This is a genomic window from Ruegeria jejuensis, from assembly GCF_041537905.1.
Taxonomy (GTDB): domain Bacteria; phylum Pseudomonadota; class Alphaproteobacteria; order Rhodobacterales; family Rhodobacteraceae; genus Ruegeria_C.
Genome location: NZ_JBGRUO010000008.1, coordinates 169,729 through 187,537, shown reverse-complemented (window position 1 = coordinate 187,537; position 17,809 = coordinate 169,729). Strand labels below are relative to the sequence as shown.

General features: G+C 61.5%; 18 protein-coding genes. 5 read left to right on the top strand and 13 right to left on the bottom strand.

Translation table 11 applies throughout. The features are described 5' to 3' along the window. The first annotated feature begins 311 nt into the window (after positions 1–311). The 4 genes from AB1E34_RS11930 (at position 312) to AB1E34_RS11915 (ending at position 3,241) form a co-directional block, all read left to right on the top strand. Complete coding sequence (locus AB1E34_RS11930) at positions 312–641, top strand: hypothetical protein (protein ID WP_372572566.1); 330 nt, start codon at positions 312–314, stop codon at positions 639–641. A 140-nt stretch (positions 642–781) separates the two neighbouring features. Further along, positions 782–1,102: a DUF1476 domain-containing protein gene (locus AB1E34_RS11925; RefSeq protein WP_372572565.1), complete on the top strand. Its 321-nt coding sequence runs from the start codon at positions 782–784 to the stop codon at positions 1,100–1,102. A 125-nt stretch (positions 1,103–1,227) separates the two neighbouring features. Continuing rightward, complete coding sequence (gene bmt, locus AB1E34_RS11920; protein ID WP_372572564.1) at positions 1,228–2,241, top strand: betaine--homocysteine S-methyltransferase; 1,014 nt, start codon at positions 1,228–1,230, stop codon at positions 2,239–2,241. Positions 2,242–2,350: 109 nt separating this feature from the next. Continuing rightward, on the top strand, positions 2,351–3,241 hold the full coding sequence (locus AB1E34_RS11915) for a DMT family transporter (RefSeq protein ID WP_372572563.1): 891 nt from the start codon (positions 2,351–2,353) through the stop codon (positions 3,239–3,241). A gap of 77 nt (positions 3,242–3,318) precedes the next feature. Here AB1E34_RS11915 and AB1E34_RS11910 read toward each other — a convergent pair whose 3' ends face one another. The 12 genes from AB1E34_RS11910 to AB1E34_RS11855 all read right to left on the bottom strand — a co-directional run bounded on the left by AB1E34_RS11910 (position 3,319) and on the right by AB1E34_RS11855 (position 15,587). Continuing rightward, positions 3,319–3,513 carry a hypothetical protein gene (locus tag AB1E34_RS11910; RefSeq protein WP_372572562.1) on the bottom strand — a complete coding sequence of 65 codons (195 nt, stop codon included), beginning with the start codon at positions 3,511–3,513 and terminating at the stop codon, positions 3,319–3,321. Positions 3,514–3,577: 64 nt separating this feature from the next. Beyond that, entirely contained in the window at positions 3,578–4,120 is a 543-nt protein-coding gene (locus AB1E34_RS11905) for a hypothetical protein (protein ID WP_372572561.1), read from the bottom strand. Between the two features lie 6 nt (positions 4,121–4,126). Beyond that, entirely contained in the window at positions 4,127–4,903 is a 777-nt protein-coding gene (locus tag AB1E34_RS11900; RefSeq protein ID WP_372572560.1) for an enoyl-CoA hydratase-related protein, read from the bottom strand. A gap of 104 nt (positions 4,904–5,007) precedes the next feature. Further along, a complete protein-coding gene (locus AB1E34_RS11895; RefSeq protein ID WP_372572559.1) occupies positions 5,008–5,478 on the bottom strand; it encodes a cytochrome c-type biogenesis protein in 471 nt (156 codons plus the stop codon). Next, positions 5,475–7,439, bottom strand: a complete 1,965-nt coding sequence (locus AB1E34_RS11890; RefSeq protein WP_372572558.1) for a heme lyase CcmF/NrfE family subunit — start codon at positions 7,437–7,439, stop codon at positions 5,475–5,477. The genes AB1E34_RS11895 and AB1E34_RS11890 overlap by 4 nt, the downstream gene beginning before the upstream one ends. 74 nt (positions 7,440–7,513) lie before the next feature. Next, positions 7,514–8,092 carry a holin family protein gene (locus AB1E34_RS11885; protein ID WP_372572557.1) on the bottom strand — a complete coding sequence of 193 codons (579 nt, stop codon included), beginning with the start codon at positions 8,090–8,092 and terminating at the stop codon, positions 7,514–7,516. After that, entirely contained in the window at positions 8,083–8,694 is a 612-nt protein-coding gene (locus AB1E34_RS11880) for a holin-associated N-acetylmuramidase (RefSeq protein ID WP_372572556.1), read from the bottom strand. The genes AB1E34_RS11885 and AB1E34_RS11880 overlap by 10 nt, the downstream gene beginning before the upstream one ends. 123 nt (positions 8,695–8,817) lie before the next feature. Further along, positions 8,818–9,264, bottom strand: coding sequence for a cytochrome c maturation protein CcmE (gene ccmE / locus AB1E34_RS11875; RefSeq protein WP_372572555.1), 447 nt, complete (start codon positions 9,262–9,264; stop codon positions 8,818–8,820). A gap of 7 nt (positions 9,265–9,271) precedes the next feature. Continuing rightward, a complete protein-coding gene (gene argC, locus AB1E34_RS11870) occupies positions 9,272–10,300 on the bottom strand; it encodes an N-acetyl-gamma-glutamyl-phosphate reductase (RefSeq protein WP_372572554.1) in 1,029 nt (342 codons plus the stop codon). Between the two features lie 92 nt (positions 10,301–10,392). Then, complete coding sequence (locus AB1E34_RS11865) at positions 10,393–11,202, bottom strand: glutamate racemase (protein WP_372572553.1); 810 nt, start codon at positions 11,200–11,202, stop codon at positions 10,393–10,395. Between the two features lie 8 nt (positions 11,203–11,210). Further along, complete coding sequence (locus AB1E34_RS11860; protein WP_372572552.1) at positions 11,211–12,089, bottom strand: lysophospholipid acyltransferase family protein; 879 nt, start codon at positions 12,087–12,089, stop codon at positions 11,211–11,213. 78 nt (positions 12,090–12,167) lie between these two features. Then, the gene (locus AB1E34_RS11855; protein ID WP_372572551.1) at positions 12,168–15,587 is read right to left on the bottom strand and encodes an indolepyruvate ferredoxin oxidoreductase family protein; all 3,420 of its coding nucleotides are present in this window, start codon (positions 15,585–15,587) and stop codon (positions 12,168–12,170) included. A 171-nt stretch (positions 15,588–15,758) separates the two neighbouring features. Here AB1E34_RS11855 and AB1E34_RS11850 point away from each other — a divergent pair, with 171 nt between their 5' ends. Next, complete coding sequence (locus AB1E34_RS11850) at positions 15,759–16,664, top strand: LysR family transcriptional regulator (protein ID WP_372572550.1); 906 nt, start codon at positions 15,759–15,761, stop codon at positions 16,662–16,664. 256 nt (positions 16,665–16,920) lie between these two features. Here the strand turns inward: AB1E34_RS11850 and AB1E34_RS11845 are convergent, their stop codons facing one another. After that, the gene (locus AB1E34_RS11845; RefSeq protein WP_372572549.1) at positions 16,921–17,763 is read right to left on the bottom strand and encodes an isocitrate lyase/PEP mutase family protein; all 843 of its coding nucleotides are present in this window, start codon (positions 17,761–17,763) and stop codon (positions 16,921–16,923) included. Positions 17,764–17,809 lie beyond the last annotated feature (46 nt).

Here is a 17,809-nt window from a genome sequence, read left to right as displayed (position 1 = left end):
TCGTACAAATCCCCATAGCACAGCCGACCCAAAAGAACTAACCCCGCGATTTCCCGCCTGAGCGCTTCTCTGACGCCGGGAAACCCATCGCGCAACTCCCCCGCCAGCATGCGGCGTCCGAGAAACCTGCATCAGAGCGGCCATTCGCCAAGCTATCCTGCGAACTCACTCCGCTCGGTATTGACCTGTTTGATGCGCGGTTTAGGGTCAGACAAACCGCCTTGGAGGACACCCGCATGAGAATCTTGGCCGTTAGCATGTCTGCCGTTTTATTGTGGTCTTCAGCGACAAATGCACAGATGACCTCTGAGGTGAAGTTTCCTGCGGGCAATTACGGAACCATGGTCAATGGCACCATCACCGGCAACGAGTATTTCGACTACAAGCTCGGGGCGAATGCAGGCCAGAAGATGTTTGTTCAACTGCAAGCGGTCGGCACCAATGGCAATGGCACGGTCTATTTCAACATCCTGCCGCCGGGCAGCGATGGCGAGGCCCTCTATATCGGCTCAATCAACGGCAATTCGACAACAATCGATCTGCCCGAGAGCGGAGATTACACGATCCGCGTCTACCTGATGGGCAATGATCGGGATACCGGCAAAACCGTGGGCTACAATATCGACCTGTCGATTCAATAAGCTCGGATCGCGCCGATCCGGTCCGGGACAGACATAAAGGCGCAAAAGCGTGGCTTTGCCGCATGCCAAACCTCTTGCGAACGGGCTTTTGCAGGGGCATATCACTGGTAACAGTCTCAACCTGATAAGGGTCCCCATCCATGACCACGTTCGACGAACGCGAAAACGCATTTGAAGCCAAGTTTGCCCATGACGAGGAAATGCAGTTCAAGGCAGAAGCCCGTTGCAACAAGATGCTGGGGCTATGGGCCGCGGAATTGCTGGGCAAGACCGGCGAGGCCGCAGACGAATACGCCCAGACCGTCGTGAAGGCCGATTTCGAGGAACCCGGCCACGAGGATGTCCTGCGCAAGGTTACCGCTGATCTTGAAGGCCGTGTGCCCACGGATGAGATCCGCGCCAAACGCGCCGAGTTGATGGTCGAGGCCAGAAGCCAGATCCTGAACGAAGCCGCTGGCTGACAGGCACCTGCTGCGACCCTCATGATCTTCATGAGTTTTATGAATTTGCTTTGACACCCCGCTCGTGAGAGACGGGGTGTCTCAGTTCAAGACCGCCCTTTTGGCGGCAAGACCGGTATGACCCCATGACAAATGCTTTGACCCGCCTGCTCGCCAACAAGGACACTCTATTGGCCGATGGGGCCACGGGGACCAACCTGTTTGCCATGGGCCTGCAATCGGGTGATGCGCCCGAGCTGTGGAATGCCGATGCGCCCGAGAAGATCGCGGCGCTCTACCAGGGCGCAGTTGATGCAGGCAGCGATCTGTTCCTGACCAACACATTCGGCGGCACTGCCGCCCGCCTGAAACTGCACGAGGCACAGAATCGCGTGGGTGAGTTGAACCGCCTGGGCGCGGAGATCGGCCGCGAGGTGACCGACAAGTCGGGGCGTGAGGTCGTGGTCGCAGGCTCGGTCGGCCCCACGGGTGAGATTTTCGAGCCGGTCGGCACGTTCAGCCATGCCGAGGCGGTCGAGATGTTTCACGAACAGGCCGATGCCCTGAAAGCGGGCGGTGCAGATGTGCTCTGGCTGGAAACCATCAGCGCGCCCGAGGAGTTCCGCGCCGCTGCCGAAGGGTTCGCGCTGGCCGATATGCCCTGGTGCGGCACGATGAGCTTTGACACTGCCGGGCGCACCATGATGGGTGTGACCTCCTCCGATCTGGCGCAGCTGGTCGAGACTCTTCCCAACCCGCCGATTGCCTTTGGCGCCAATTGCGGCACCGGCGCGTCCGATATCCTGCGCACAGTGCTGGGCTTTGTCGCACAAGGAACAGAGCGGCCCATCATCTCCAAGGGCAATGCGGGCATCCCGAAATATGTCGATGGCCATATCCATTATGACGGCACGCCCGAACTGATGGGGCAATATGCCGGAATGGCGCGGGATGCGGGCGCGCGCATCGTTGGCGGCTGCTGCGGCACCATGCCCGAGCATCTGCGCCACATGCGCGCCGTGCTGGATCAGGGCACGCGCGGCACAGCTCCGACGCTTGACCAGATCACCGCAGCGCTTGGCCCCTTCACCTCGGCCTCGGACGGCACCGGGGACGAGGCGGTGTCCGAGCGTCGCACGCGCCGCCGCCGCCGCGCCTGAGCGCCCGGCCAACGGGGCTGTTTCGAATTGACATGAGCGGCATATTCGCCGACCTGTCGGGGCAGGCGGAGTTGCATTGGGCAGGTGCCGCGACAATATCGGACATTTCGTGGCACTACAGATCGCAACCGACCGTCGGGCCAATCTGATCGGCAGTCTCTGGATGGTTGCGGCCATGGCCGGGTTTGCCATCGAGGACGCGCTGCTCAAGGCCTCTCACAGCAGCCTGCCCATTGGCCTGATCATGATCTATTTCGGCCTAGGCGGCACCGTCGTCTTTGCTGCGCTCGCGCTGATCCGGAACGAGCCGCTCTTCACCCGCGATGTGGTCTCGCGCCCGATGTGTATCCGCGCTGTCTTTGAGGTGTTCGGGCGTTTGTTCTACGTGCTGGCCATCACGCTCACGCCGCTCTCTTCGGCCACGGTGATCCTGCAGGCGACCCCGATCGTGGTCGTCGCAGGCGCAGCGCTGGTCTTTGGCGAGCAGGTGGGCTGGCGCAGGTGGGCGGCGATCCTGATCGGGCTGGCAGGTGTTGTCGTCATCATCCAGCCGGGGGCCGAGAGCTTTTCGGCGCTTTCCATCCTCGCTGTTCTGGGCATGTTGGGCTTTGCCGGGCGAGACCTCGCCAGCCGCGCCGCGCCGGCCACGTTGGGCACGGCGGTTCTCGGCTTCTACGGCTTCCTCTCCATCATTCTGGCCGGAGTGATCTATTCCATGTGGGAAGGCGCGCCGCTCCAACTACCGGATGCGGTTACGACGCTCATTCTGGGTGGCGCGGTGCTGGCCGGGGTTCTGGCCTATTCGTGCCTCATGAAGGCGATGCGTACCGGTGAGGTTTCGGCGGTCACACCATTCCGCTATACGCGGCTGTTGTTCGGCATCGGTCTGGGTATGTTCGTCTTTGCCGAACAACTCAACGCAGCGACACTGCTGGGCTGCGGGCTGATCGTACTGTCGGGGTTATTCATCCTGTGGCGAGGACAACAGAAAGCCAGTTGAGGCTCAGTCCATCATAGCAAACAGGGCATTACCCGGCGTTTCGGCCACGAAACCCGGTCAGGCGGCAATAGGCTGTTTCAGCTGCCGCTTTTGATCTTCAGATCATTATGCACCCGGTGATAGGGTGCCGATTTCACGATGTCGCTGACATCAGCGTTCTCGGTCGCGGGTCGAGCCCGATAGAACATATAGGCCCCTGCCCCCAGGCCGAGCGCACTGAACCCGATCGCTGCCCAGAGCATCGTTGTGTCCAGTCCAATCCCTTCCAGCATGACAGTCTCCTTTCACATCCCCAATATAGGCCCATTGGGATAAAATTTCCACATCAGAGCGACATCAGAGCGACGGCGCTGTCTTTATTGCCTCCAGAAGGTGCCGCGACAGGGCCTCGGCCTCTTCCCGGTGGCGGGCGATCTGGTTGCGTTTGGCCCGCCCGCGCAACCGACCCGCAGCGGCAAAAGCGCCCGCCGACATGGCCAGAAGCACCAGCGCGATCGCCACGCCGCCGCTCAACGTGCCCGGAATCGCCGCGCCCATCGCCGCCAGCATCGCCCCCACAGTCAGGCGCTGACCCCAGACGCCGGTCACCTGATCAGCATCGAGCAACCCGTTTTCCTGCTGGCGCAGCTCGGCCACATGGGCCGCAAGCAGATGCGAGACGATCAACGCGGTATGAGGGTTGTTGGTCAGTCCCAGACCGGTGATCAGCGCAGCCTGTTCGGCCTTTTTGCTCAGCACCGCCCTGATCAGACGGCGCAGCACCTCTTCATCGACATCGTCATCCATCGCCATGGAACTGGCAAAGGCAATGAGCGCCGTCGCCGGGCGGCGACTGAGTTCGGGGGGCTCTTCGACCCCATTATTCTTGCTTTTCGCCACGCCCGATCAGCGCCCTTCAAAAAGCGCCGGTCGTTTTTCCATGAAGGCCACGACACCTTCTTTGAAATCCCGGCTGCGGCCGCATTCGCCCTGCAGATGCGCCTCGGTGGCAAGCTGATCCGGCAGCGTGGCGCCATAGGTGCCCCGGATCGCCTTCTTGATCGCGCCAAAGGCCTGGGTCGGACCATTTGCCAGATAGGTGGCCCGGTCGCGCCAATGCGCCTCGAACGCGTCATCCGGCACGGCCTCCCAGATCATGCCCCATTGCTCGGCCTGCGTGGCGGTGATCCTGTCGGCGAAAAGCGCCGCACCCATCGCCTTGGCCATGCCCATCTGACGCGGCAGGAACCAGGTGCCGCCAGCATCGGGCAGCAGGCCGATCCGGGCAAAGGCCTGGAGGAAATATGCACTTTCCGTCGCGATCACCACATCGGCGGCCAGCGCCAGATTGGCCCCAGCCCCGGCCGCCGGGCCGTTCACGGCGGCGATGGTGGGCAGCGGGCAATCATAGATCGCCTCCAGCATGGGACCATATTCGTCGCGCAGCGTGCGTTCCAGATCGATCCGTCCGGCACCGCCCGCATCGCCCAGATCCTGTCCAGTACAGAACGCTTTATCTGCACCGGTCAGCACAATGGCGCGCGCTGATTTGGCGGCCTCATGTATCGCATAAGGAATCTCGGCCCGCATCTGGCTGTTCAGCGCGTTCATCTTCTCTGGACGGTTCAGGGTAAGAACCGCGAGATTGTCCGCAATCTCAAGCGTGATGGTGTCGTATTCCATGAAAGGCTCCGGTGAGAGGGTTTGGCGCATAGAACACCGGTCAGGACCGATTGGCAAAGGCAAATGGCGGGTCCCGTGGCGGCAGGTGCCAGGTCAGACGGGACTCATTCGTCCAGCAACTCGCTCAGTCGCTTGCGTTCTTCCGGCGTCAGCGCCGCCTCTTCGGGGGCCGTGGCGGTCGCGCGTTTTCGCAGGTAGAAAAACCCGGTCAGCGCCGCCAGCAACAGCATGAGCGGCCCCGCCGCCCAGAGCATCAGATTGGCCCCATCCGCCGTGGGCCGCAGCAGCACGTATTCGCCATAGCGGTCGACGACAAAGGCGATCACCTCATCGTCGCTATCGCCCGCCACCAGCCGTTCCCGCACCAGAAGGCGCAGATCGCGGGCCAGCCCCGCGTTGCTTTCATCGATGCTTTCATTGCGGCAGACAAGGCAGCGCAGCCCCTTGCTCAACTCGCGGGCGCGTTCCTCGAGCACCGGATCATCCAGCACCTCATCGGGTTGCACCGCCGCCACGGGCAGCGCCATCAACACCAGCAACACAGCGAGCTTCAAGCGGTTGAAAATGCGGATCATTCTGCCGGGACCCCATCCGCAGGCGCCTTGCGCGCGCCAGCTGCAACCCGGAAGCGGCGATCACTGAGGCTCAGCGCGCCACCCAGCGACATCAGCAGGCACCCGGCCCAGATCCAATTGGCGAAGGGCTTGATATAGGTGCGTACCGTCCAGCCGCCATTGGACTGCTCATCACCCAGCACCACATAGACGTCTCGCATAATCCGGTAGTCGATCGCCGCCTCTGTGGTGGGCATCCGCGCGACCGGGTAGTCGCGTTTTTCAGGATGCAGCGTGGTGATGTCACGCCCGTCGCGCGACAGTTGGACCGAGCCGGTCGTGGCAAAGTAGTTCGGCCCGGCCAGACGCTCGACCTTGTCCAGCCTAAGCGTAAAGGCCCCGACCTCAAAAGGCTCGCCAAATTGCGCGACCCGGATATCCTCATGTTCCCATGCGGTCAGGCCCGCAACGGCAAAGATCGTGATACCCAGTCCCGAATGTGCCACCGCCTTGCCCCAATCGGCACGCGGTAAACGAAACAGCCGGCCCAGACTGCCTTTGCGCCCCGTTCGGCTCCACAGATCGACCATCGCACCGGAGGTGACCCAGACCCCCAGGAACACGCCAGCCGGACCCAGCGCGCTGCGCCCGGTCTGCATCGCCCAGACCAGCAGCGTCACCGCCACCGCCAGCCCAAAGGCGTAACGCATCGACCAGGCAGCGCGCCCCAGCTTGCCGCGCTTCCATGGCAGGATCGACCCCAGCGGCAGCGCCAACCCCAGAGCCACCATGAACGGCGTAAAGGCGGCATTGAAGAAGGGCGGCCCGACCGAGAGTTTCCGGTCAAAGAACATCTCAGCCACCATCGGCCACATAGTGCCGAAGAAGACCACGAAACAGCTTACCGCCAGCAGGATATTGTTCAGCACCAGCGCGCTTTCACGGCTGACCATGCCAAAGACGCCCTTGGCCTCCATAGCCTGCGCGCGCGCAGCATAAAGCGTCAGCGCACCGCCGGTGAAAAACGCCAGAATGGCCAAGATGAACACGCCCCGCTCCGGGTCATTGGCAAAGGCGTGGACCGAGGTCAGCAGGCCCGAGCGCACGATGAAGGTCCCGATCAGCGAGAAACCGAAGGCCAGGATCGCCAGCAGGATGGTCCAGCTTTTCAGCGCTTCGCGCTTTTCCACCACGATGGCGGAATGCAGCAAGGCGGCGGCCAGCAGCCAGGGCATGAAGCTGGCATTTTCCACCGGGTCCCAGAACCAGAAGCCGCCCCAGCCAAGCTCGTAGTAGGCCCACCACGACCCCAGCGCGATGCCGATGGTCAGGAAAATCCACGCCGCCAGCGTCCAGGGCCGCACCCAGCGACCCCAGGCGGCATCAACGCGGCCTTCGATCAGGGCGGCGACGGCGAAACTGAACGCCATGCTCAGGCCCACATAGCCCAAATAAAGAAATGGCGGGTGGAAGGCCAAGCCGGGGTCCTGCAACAGCGGGTTCAGGTCCTGCCCGTCAAAGGGCGGCACGGCCAGCCGGATGAACGGGTTCGAAGTGAAGAGGATGAAGGCGAAAAACGCCACCGCAATCGCCGATTGGACGGCCAACACCCGTGCCTTGAGCGTCGGAGGCAACCCGCCGCCAAACCATGCCGCCATGGCGCCAAACAGCGTCACGATCAGCACCCACAGCAACATGGAACCCTCGTGGTTCCCCCATGTGCCGCTGATCTTGTAGAGCATGGGCTTGGCCGAGTGGCTGTTGACCGTCACCAGCTTCAGCGAGAAATCCGAGGTGACAAAGGCCCACATCAGCGCGCCGAAGGAAAAAGCCGTCAGCAGGAACTGCGCCGTGGCCGCCGGTTCGGCCATCGCCATCCAGCCGGGCCAGCGCCGATGCGCGCCGACCAGTGGGACAACCATCTGCACGATGGCCACAAGAAAGGCGAGGATGAGGGCGAAATGTCCAAGTTCTGCTGTCATGGGCCTTGGTATAAACCCGGCCCTGCCCGCGTCCAATCACAATCGTCTGGACGCGGCGCGCATAGTGTCGCGGATCAGGTTTTTTGCCGTTGCCGCCAATCCTCCAGCGCCGGGTTCGGGTCGGTGCTTTCAAGCTCCAATGCGAGCGTCGCATCAGGTCCGGGATCGGCACTGCCGGGGCTGTCGGCGCGCAGATCCCGCAGCATCTCGATATTTGCCTTGATTTGCGGCGCTCGGGTCAGAGTACGGGCCAGATCGCGCTGCAAATCCTGCGTCTTGGCCTGATAGCGCGCTCCGAAATAGAACGACACGATCACACCCAGAAGCCACCAGAGCGGTTCGGGCACCAGCGCAATGCCCTGCATGCGCTCGGCAAACCACAAAGGGTCGACCATCGCCGCTACAAACAAGCCCAGCGTGCCAAAAGCCAGCGCCGGGCGCGGCAGGCGATTGAGCCCGTCTACAAAGCGATCAAAGCTCCCCTGCCGGGGCTGCGCAAATTCAGCGCCGAACTGCGCCAGCGCCTGTTCCCGCGCCGCAGCACCCCGTTCGGCACCGGCTTCGGCGTTTTCGCGAAACACCTCTGCGGTTTCACGCACCACGTTACGCCCGCCACCGAAAAGCAGCGCCAATACCCCGTCGATCAACCCCATGTCGCCACCCTTTGCTGAAATGCTGCCTGATCCAGATGATAGCGCTTGGACAGGAATTCCTCGGCCCGCCTGATCCAGCCACCCTTTCCGCCCGCCCGCGTCCGCGCGTATTTGCGGCTGGCAGGACGGCGGTCGGCGAGACGGAAGTAATAATTCCGCCGCGCCACGCCATAGGCATCGCGCAGGGCAAGCGCATCCGGCTCTGCTGCCTGTCTCGCAGCACCTGCGGTTTTTGGACCAATCACGCCGTCCACGGCCACCGCAAATCCCATCTCGCGCAACAGGCGCTGCAGGATTTTCACAGCCTGTGCTCCAGCATTCACATACATGTCGAACACCGTTGCGTGCAGGATCTGCGGCAGATCATCGATCCGGGGACGCTCGAAGTAATGGGCGACAAAAATCTCCACCGCCCGCGCCCGGGTCAGCGCCTGTACATCGCTTGTGTCGACATCGCCATCGCGATCCAGATCGAGGCCGAGACGGCGCATGGTGTGAATGGTGACACCGTATTTTGTGGCCCCGCCCGGATCGTCCGGATCATCCACGAAGCCGCCCTCGCGCGCCACAATGCCCTGCGCTATTTGTTTGACTGTCTGCATCACCTACCCTCTGCAATCTCATGCAAACGGTGCGGTGCAGGTCTTTAAGCGGCGCAAACACAAAGGGCGCTGCCTGCGCAACGCCCCCGTTTCCTTTCCCTTGAATGCGCGCCGCGCGCGGGATCAGCTTTCGCCCGGCTCCTGATAGACACCCTGTTCCTTCAGCGCGTCCACCACCTCCTTGGGCATGTAAGTCTCATCATGTTTTGCAAGAATTTCAGAGGCCTCAAAGACACCGTTCACGTAGCTTCCCGTGCCCACCATCCCCTGGTTCTCGGCAAAGAGGTCGGGCAGCACCCCCCCGAAGACCACCTTCACGCTCTCGCCGCCATCGGTTACTAGAAACTCAACCGTTTCGCCTTGTCCGCGGATCAGACTGCCCTCTTCGACCAGCCCGCCGATACGAAACACCTCATTCGGTTGCGGCGGTTCGGCGACCACCTGACTGGGTGAGCGGAAGAAGTTGATGCCGTCGCGCATCGCATACCCGATCAGCCCGGTGGCGATGACCAAAGCAACCGTGGCCAGCACGATCACCTGTATGCGACGACGTTTCTTCAGCGACTTCATGTCATCCTCACGGGAAAAGCGGGGCCATCATCAGGCCCGTTGTTTCAGGCTCACCTAGCATCAGGTTGGCGTTCTGCAAGGCCTGCCCGCTGCTACCTTTTGTCAGGTTATCCAGAGCGCCGATCACGATGGCCCGCCGTTCGATCCGGTCGGCAGACACGCCGATATGGCAGAAATTCGAGCCACGCACATGATGGGTCGAAGGCGCCTCGCCAAAGGGCAGCACCTCGATGAAAGGCTCGTTCTCATAGGCCCAGCACAGTGCCTCATAAACGCTTTGCGGATCGCCTTTGACGTAAGTCGTAGCCAGAATACCCCGGTTCGCCGGGATCAGATGCGGGGTGAACTGCACATGCACCGGCCTGCCTGCAAGCTTGGTGAATTCCTGATCGAATTCGCCCAAGTGCCGGTGGGTGCCGCCGATGGCATAGGCGTTATACCCCTCGCTCAGCTCCGCATGCAGCAGGTTCTCTTTCAGCGACCGCCCTGCCCCCGAGACAGCGCATTTCAGGTCCATGATGATATCGTCAAGATCGATCACGCCCGCTGTGATCAGCGGGCGCAGCACATATTGACCCGTGGCCGCGTTACAGCCCGTACCCGCCACCAGACGCGCCGCCTTGATCTCGTCGCGATAAAACTCGGTCAGGCCATAGACCGCCTCTTCCTGATGGGCGGTGGCGGCATGCGCATTGCCATACCATTTCTCATAATCCTCCGGGTCGCGCAGCCGGAAATCCGCCGAGAGATCAACGATCTTCAGATCGCCGGGCAGTTCCCGGATCACTTCCTGCGAAGTCTTATGCGGCAGAGCGCAGAAACACAGGTCGATCTGGCTGAAATCAATCTCAGCGATCTTGCACAGGTCAGGCAGGTCCAGGTGCCGCAGATGCGGGAAGACCTGCGCCATGCTCTGGCCCGCCTTGCGTTCGGCCGACAACGCCGCGATCTCCAGCGCGGGGTGTTCGGCAATCAGCCGCACCAGTTCTGCGCCGGTATAGCCGCTGGCGCCAAGGATTGCGATTTTATGGGTCATGTCAGACCTCTTTCATTCGATGTCATGGGGTCGGGCCGCCCATGGACGGCCAATTTACTACAATTCAGGCACGGTGCCGACATTGACTTATGTCAGGCCGCCTTAAAGCTGATCTGTCGTCGGAGGAACTGCGTCGCCCGGTCGCTGACCCGCGACGGATTACCGGTGGTCAGATAGCCGCCCGCTCCATCGCCCAGCATGTCGGGATGGCGGGTCAGATAGTCGGCAAGGCTTGCCGCCACCAGATCGCCCTGCGAATAGACTTTTACATCAGGCCCAAGTGCGGCCTGAAACGCCTCTTCCATCAGCGGGTAGTGGGTACAGCCCAGAATTGCGGCCTGCGGGTCCGGCATCTTGCGTTTCAGCGCATCAACATGGGAGCGCACCAGCGCCTCGGCCAGGATCATGTCGCCATCCTCGATCGCATCGACGACACCGCCACAGGCCTGCGCCTCGACATCCACACCGATCGCCCGAAACGCCAGTTCCCGCTGAAACGCGCGGCTGGAGACTGTGGCAGGCGTCGCAAACAGCGCCACATGCTTCACCTCAACCTCACGCGGCGGGGAATTGTCGCCCCATTGCCGTTCGGTCAGTGCCTCGATCAGCGGCACAAAGACGCCCAGAACCCGCTTGCCCTTCGGCACGCCCTCTTCCTGCATCCGGCGCAGCGCCGCGGCGCTTGCCGTGTTGCAAGCCAGAATCACCAGATTGCAGCCCGAATCCCACAGCGTATGCACCGCCTTGCGGGTGAGCTGATAGATATCCTCGGCATCCCGCACCCCATAGGGCGCATGAGCGCTGTCGGCGAAATACAGGAAATCCAGTTCCGGCAGACGGGCCTGCGCGGCGTTGAGGACAGTCAGGCCGCCCAATCCGGAATCAAAAATACCTACTGCCATGGTCCCTGTCAGGCGCGATGCTGTTCCTCGAACTCGAAGCCGTAGTCATAAGACTTCAACGGCTTCGGGGAAAGCTCATATGTGGCTTTGCGCAGGAAATCCATCATCTTGCGCGTATCCGTCGCCATCGGGTTCAGGACATCGCGCGTGATGGGCTCTCCGATCACCACGCGCACCGGCGTATCGACACGCTTTCTGAACTCCTTGATCAGAAGCCCCATACGCAATGTGACATGCAGATGGCTGGCGATCTGGAACAGGCGCGAGGTATGGCCGTCGAAGAAAACCGGCACCACAGCGGCGTTCGACTTGCCCACCATCCGGGCCGTGAAGCCGCGCCAGCCCGGGTCCATCGGATGGGCAAAGGGCTTTGCAGCGGTGCTGACGGTGCCGCCCGGAAAAACCCCGATCGCGCCGCCCTCATCGAGATAGTTCAGCGCGGTTTTGCGAGTCTCGATATTCAGACGCATCGCCTCTTTGGTTTGATCGAAAGAGATCGGCAGAACGATCCGGTTGATATCGTCGGCCTTGCGGAACACCTGATTGGCAAGGATGCGGAAGTCGCCACGTGTTTTTGAGAGGATATGCCCCATCATCAACCCATCTAGGATGCCATAGGGATGGTTGGCAATCAGGATCAGCGGGCCGTCCTGCGGGATGTTCGAAAGTGCCCCGCCGACCACATCCAAGGTCAGCCCGTAGCGTTCGACCATGACCTCCCAGAAATCGCGTCCTGCGGCCACTTCCTGTTCATAGCCATGCGCCCGCTTGATCAGCCGCATCCGCCCGGTCGTGTTCTCCATCAGCCGGATCAGCGCGCGCCCGCTCCTGGTTTCGGCGGAATAGGCATAGCTGATGTCACGGGCGATATGACGGCGGGCAGGCATTGCGGTCTCCGGGCTCAATGCGCGCTAGATAAGCGCGATCACCGATTCTGCCTAGCTTTGGTTACACCAATGTGACGCCTATTCCGCAGCTTTGCGCACCTCAGGGCCGCCTTGGCGGATCGTGGCCAGCAGTTCCTCTCGCCGTTTGGCCGCCTTCGCCTCATTGGCCTGCTTCACCGGACCAAAACCACGAATGTCGAGCGGCAGCCGCGCCAGCGCGATCACAGCATCCCGCGTTTGTGGGAAGGTTTTGGGCAGGACCTCTTTGAGGTCCTTCTCATATTGCCGGATCAGTGCCCGCTCCATCCGGCGCTCGGCGCTATATCCGAAAATGTCCAGCGGCGTGCCGCGCAGGCTTTTCAAACGCGTCAGCAGTTTGAGCGGCCCGAGCATCCATTCACCGAATTCCCGCTTCTTTGGTCGCCCGTCCGAGCCGGTGCCGCCCAGAATCGGCGGCGCCAGATGGAAGGTCATTTTCAAATCCCCATCAAACTCGGCGGCGGCTTTTTCCTTGCTGTCCAGCAACAGCCGCGCCACCTCATATTCGTCCTTGTAGGCCAGCAGTTTGTGATACCCCTTGGCAACCGCCGCTTTCAGATCGTTATCCTCGATCCCCTCAAGCAGCTTCAGATAGCGCTTTGCCAGCCGCTGCCCCTGATAGGCCACCAGATGCGCCGCGCGGTACGAGATTTTTTCGTCCAGCGTCCGGGGCATCTCAACCACGTTCGGTTGCAGGATTTTGGTAACCTCCTCGGGATGCAGCACCGCCCAGCGGCCAATCTCGAAGGCGCGCTTGTTGCGTTCCACCGCCGTGCCGTTCAACTCGATGGCCTGCGTGATGGCGTCATGGGTGATCGGCAGCAGCCCGCGCTGCCAGGCCGCACCAAAGACCATCATGTTGGAATAGATCGCATCCCCCATCACGGCGCGGGCCAGATCATAGGCATCAAACAGGTCCAGCCGGTCTTTCAGCCGCGCCTGCAGCGCTAGTTCCAACTGGTCAGACGGGATCTGGAACTCTGTGTCGCGGGTGAAATCGCCGGTGATGATCTCGTGGTTGTTGACCACCGCGCCGGTCTGGCCGGTGCGCGTCAGGCCCAGCGTCTTGGCCCCGGCGCTCACCACCAGATCGCCACCGATCAGCGCATGCGCCTCGCCAGTGGCTACGCGGATCGCACTGATATCGTCGGGATGGTTGGCCAGTCGGCAATGGATATGCACCGCGCCGCCCTTCTGGGCGAGGCCCGCCATCTCCATCATGCCCGCGCCCTTGCCGTCGATCTGCGCCGCCTGCGCCAGCACCGCGCCGATGGTGACAACGCCGGTGCCACCAACCCCAGTGATCACCACGTTATGAGTGCCGGTGATCTCTGGCAGGTCGGGCATCGCCAGATCGGGCAACTCGATCTCGGTGGTTGCCTCCTTGCGGATCTGCGCACCTTCCAACGTTACAAAAGACGGGCAAAACCCTTTGAGACAAGAGAAATCCTTGTTGCAGCTCGACTGGTCGATGGCCCGTTTGCGGCCCAGCTCGGTCTCTTTCGGCACGATCGAGACGCAGTTCGACTGCACCCCGCAATCTCCGCAGCCCTCGCAGATATCGGTGTTGATGAAGACCCGCTTGTCGGGGTCCGGGAAGGTCCCGCGCTTGCGGCGGCGGCGTTTTTCAGCGGCACAGGTCTGGATATAGACAATGGCCGAGACACCCTCGATCTCGCGATACCGCTCCTGCACCGCCATCAGGTCGGCGCGCTCATGGGTCTCAACGCCCGCAGGCAACGCCTTGAAATTCACATCCTCTTTCTCGTCATAGACAACCGCGATCTCGCGAACGCCCATCGCCTTCAGCTCATTGACGATGCGTTCCGCCGTCAGGTCGCCCTCGTTGCCCTGCCCGCCCGTCATCGCGACGGCGTCATTGTAGAGGATCTTGTAGGTGATGTTGGTGCCAGCCGCCAAAGCCGCGCGGATCGCCTGTACGCCGGAATGATTATAGGTGCCATCGCCCAGATTCTGGAACACATGCTTGGTGGTCGAAAACGGTTCCTCGCCGATCCAGTTGGCCCCTTCGCCGCCCATATGGGTGAACCCGTCGGTCTCGCGATCCATCCATTTGACCATGAAATGACAACCGATCCCGGCATAGGCCAGACTGCCCTCGGGCACTTTGGTGCTGGTGTTATGCGGGCAACCTGAACAGAAATAGGGCAGCCGCGCCGCGATTTCCTGCGCATTGTCTGCGCGCCGCGCCTCGGTCAGGGCAGCGAGCCCTGCACGGATGCCATCAGTCTCGCGCCCTTCCTCGATCAGAATCTCGCCCAGCTTCTCGGCAATCATGATCGGGTCCAGCGCGCCACGGGTCGGGAACAGTTCCTCGCGGTGCATTGCACCCGCACCACCCTTGTACCAGCCATAGACGCGGCGACCGCGCCGGTCGTCAAAGATCGCCTCCTTGACCTGCACCTCGATCAGCTTGCGCTTTTCCTCGACGATGACGATCAGGTCCAGCCCCTCGGCCCAGTCATGGAATCCCTGCATGTCCAGCGGGAACACCTGACCGATCTTGTAGGTGGTGATGCCCAGCCGCTCGGCCTCTTCCGCGTCGATATTCAAGAGCGACATCGCATGCGCCAGATCGAGCCAGTTCTTGCCCGCCGCCACAAAGCCGATCTTGGCCCCGCGCTTGCCCCAAATGCGCTTGTCGATCTTGTTGGCACGGGAAAACGCCTCAGCCGCGAAGCGCTTGTAGTCGATGATCCGCGCCTCCTGCGGGGTGCGGTCATCCATCAGCCGGATGTTCAACCCACCCTCGGGCATATCGAACTCCGGCGTGACGATGTTCATCCGGTCGGTGCGGCCATCCACCACCGAGGTCACCTCGATCGTGTCCTTCATGGTCTTGAGGCCGACCCAGAGGCCGGAAAACCGCGACAGCGCAAAGCCATAGAGCCCATAGTCGAGGATTTCCTGCACACCGGCTGGGCTGACAATCGGCATATAGGCATCCATCAGCGCCCATTCCGACTGATGCAGCACCGTCGAGCTTTCGCCGGTATGATCATCGCCCATCGCCATGACCACGCCGCCATGGGCCGCGGTGCCTGCCATGTTGGCATGGCGGATCACATCGCCCGACCGGTCCACCCCCGGCCCTTTGCCGTACCAGAGGCCAAAGACGCCGTCATATTTACCATCGCCGCGTAACCCGGCCTGCTGACTGCCCCACAGCGCGGTGGCCGCCAGATCCTCGTTCAACCCATATTGAAAGGTGACGTTCGACGCGGCCAGTTCCTTGGCGGCGCGGTTCATCTGCATGTCCACCGCGCCCAGCGGCGAGCCGCGATAGCCGGTGACCAGCCCCGCCGTGTTCAGCCCACCAGCCTCATCGCGCGCTTTTTGCATCAGCATCAGGCGCACCAATGCCTGCGTCCCGTTCAGTAGAACGGGGCTTTTGTCCAGATCGAACCGGTCGTTGAGCGAGATCATGTGCTTACTCATCAGACGCCTCCCCACGTCAGATTAGTTTGCGGATTATATAGGCAATATTAGGTCAAAATTGCTGACCTTACTAGGTGTTTTTTCTCACTCCCTGCGGCGAAGCGTCCAATACTCATGGAGCTTTCGCATTCTTTCATATAGGTCGTATCCAAAAGAACGGAAGTTTCGGGGATGGATTGGGATAAACTCAGAATATTTCATGCGGTGGCCGATGCGGGCAGCCTGACCCATGCGGGCGACAAGCTGAATCTGTCGCAATCGGCGGTCAGCCGACAGATCAGGGCGCTTGAAGAGTCGCTGAATGCGACCCTGTTTCACCGCCATGCGCGCGGACTGATTCTCACCGAACAGGGCGAGTTGCTGTTTGATGCGACCTCTTCGATGTCCAAACGCCTGGACGCGGCGGCCGCGCGCATCCGCGACAGCGAGGAAGAGGTGTTTGGTGAGTTGCGCGTGACCACCACCTTCGGCTTCGGCACGCTCTGGCTCGCCCCGCGCCTGCCCAAGCTTTATGAGAAATACCCCGACCTCAAGATCGACCTGATGCTGGAAGAGCGCGTGCTGGACCTGCCGATGCGCGAGGCGGATGTGGCGATCCGGATGAAGGAGCCCAGCCAGGCAGACCTGATCCGCAAGCGGCTGATGACGATCCGAATGCAGCTTTTTGTGTCGGACGCCTATCTAAAGGCCCATGATGCGCCGATCACGCCCCCCGATCTGTCCCAGCACCGTCTTATCTGCCAGAACACTACGGCAGCGCAGGTTGGCGCAGGCGCGTCGCTGGTTGTGCAACTGATGGAACACAACCCTGCGTCGCTTCTGACCGTGAACAATTACTTCGGTGTGCTCCAAGGCGTGCTGCACAACCTAGGGATCGGCGTATTGCCCGATTATGTCGCGCAGGAGGTGCCCGATCTGGTGCATGTTCTGCCGGAAATCGAGTCCTCGGACGTGCCCGTCTATCTCGCCTATCCCGAGGAATTGCGCCATTCGCAACGTATTGCAGCGTTTCGTGATTTTGTGCAGGAGGAAATCACCGCAAGCCGCAAACAGCTGAAACTGCAAGGCAAAATATGAGATATGCAGCTCTCGCATAGCAGCAATACCTAAAATGCGACATTATTGACCTTGATAACTCATGAAGCGCTGATTAAATCAACACTCGAAGGAGGCGACGCCTTCTTCATACCTCCCTGTTGGACTTCGGCCGAGCTTAGCGCTCGGCCTTTTTTTTCGCACTACACGCTGGGCGTGCCAACCCCTGGTAGAACACGCGAGATTAGCCTCGCGATTTACATGAGTTCACCATGAGACTCCGAACAGGATTACAGGATCAATCCTCTCGCTGAAGATCTTCGGTCGGCAACATGATCTGGCGGATGGTGGCATCGGGGATCGCGTCCTTGGCATAGGTAAAGGTGCCGTGCTGCTGCACCTCGCGCGCCGCACGCATCACCGCACCGATTGCCGCGCGCGCAAAGGACCCGCCGACGCTGATCCGGGCAACGCCCGCCTCGGAGAGGTCGGCAACCGAACAAGTCAGGCTGCTCAGCCCCATGACGACATTGACCGGCTTGCTCACCGCCCGACACACCGTGCGGATCGCCTCAAGGTCGGGCAGGCCCGGCGCATAGAGCACGTCAGCGCCCGCCTCCTCAAACGCCTGCAGACGTCGGATCGTGTCGACCAGATCTGGTCGCCCGCAGATGAAGTTCTCGGCCCGCGCAGTCAGCAGGAAATTTCGGTCGCGCGACGCCTCAACAGCCGCTGTGATGCGCTCGACCGCGTGCGACATCTCGTAGATCGGCGCGTCGGGATCGCCGGTCGCATCCTCAATCGTGCCGCCGACCAGCCCGATCTGAGACGCCACCTCGATGGTCTTCGCGCAGGCCGCTGGGCTGGCCCCGAACCCGTCCTCCAGATCGCCGGATACCGGTAGATCGGTTACCGCAACAATCTGCGCCGCATTTTCCAGAATCTCGTCGCGGCTGAGCCCGGTGGAAGAATCGCGCTTGCCGACAGAAAAAGCGTAGCCCGCACTGGTGGTGGCCAGCGCCTCAAAACCCAAACTGGCCAGCAAAAGCGCCGATCCCGAATCCCAGGCGTTCGGAATGACAAAAGTCTCACCGCTGGTGTGAAGCGCCCTTAGGCGCTGGTATTTCTCCGTCTGGTTCATGATGCCAGCCCCGAACTGTTTCGCCCCACCCTAACCATGCGACAGC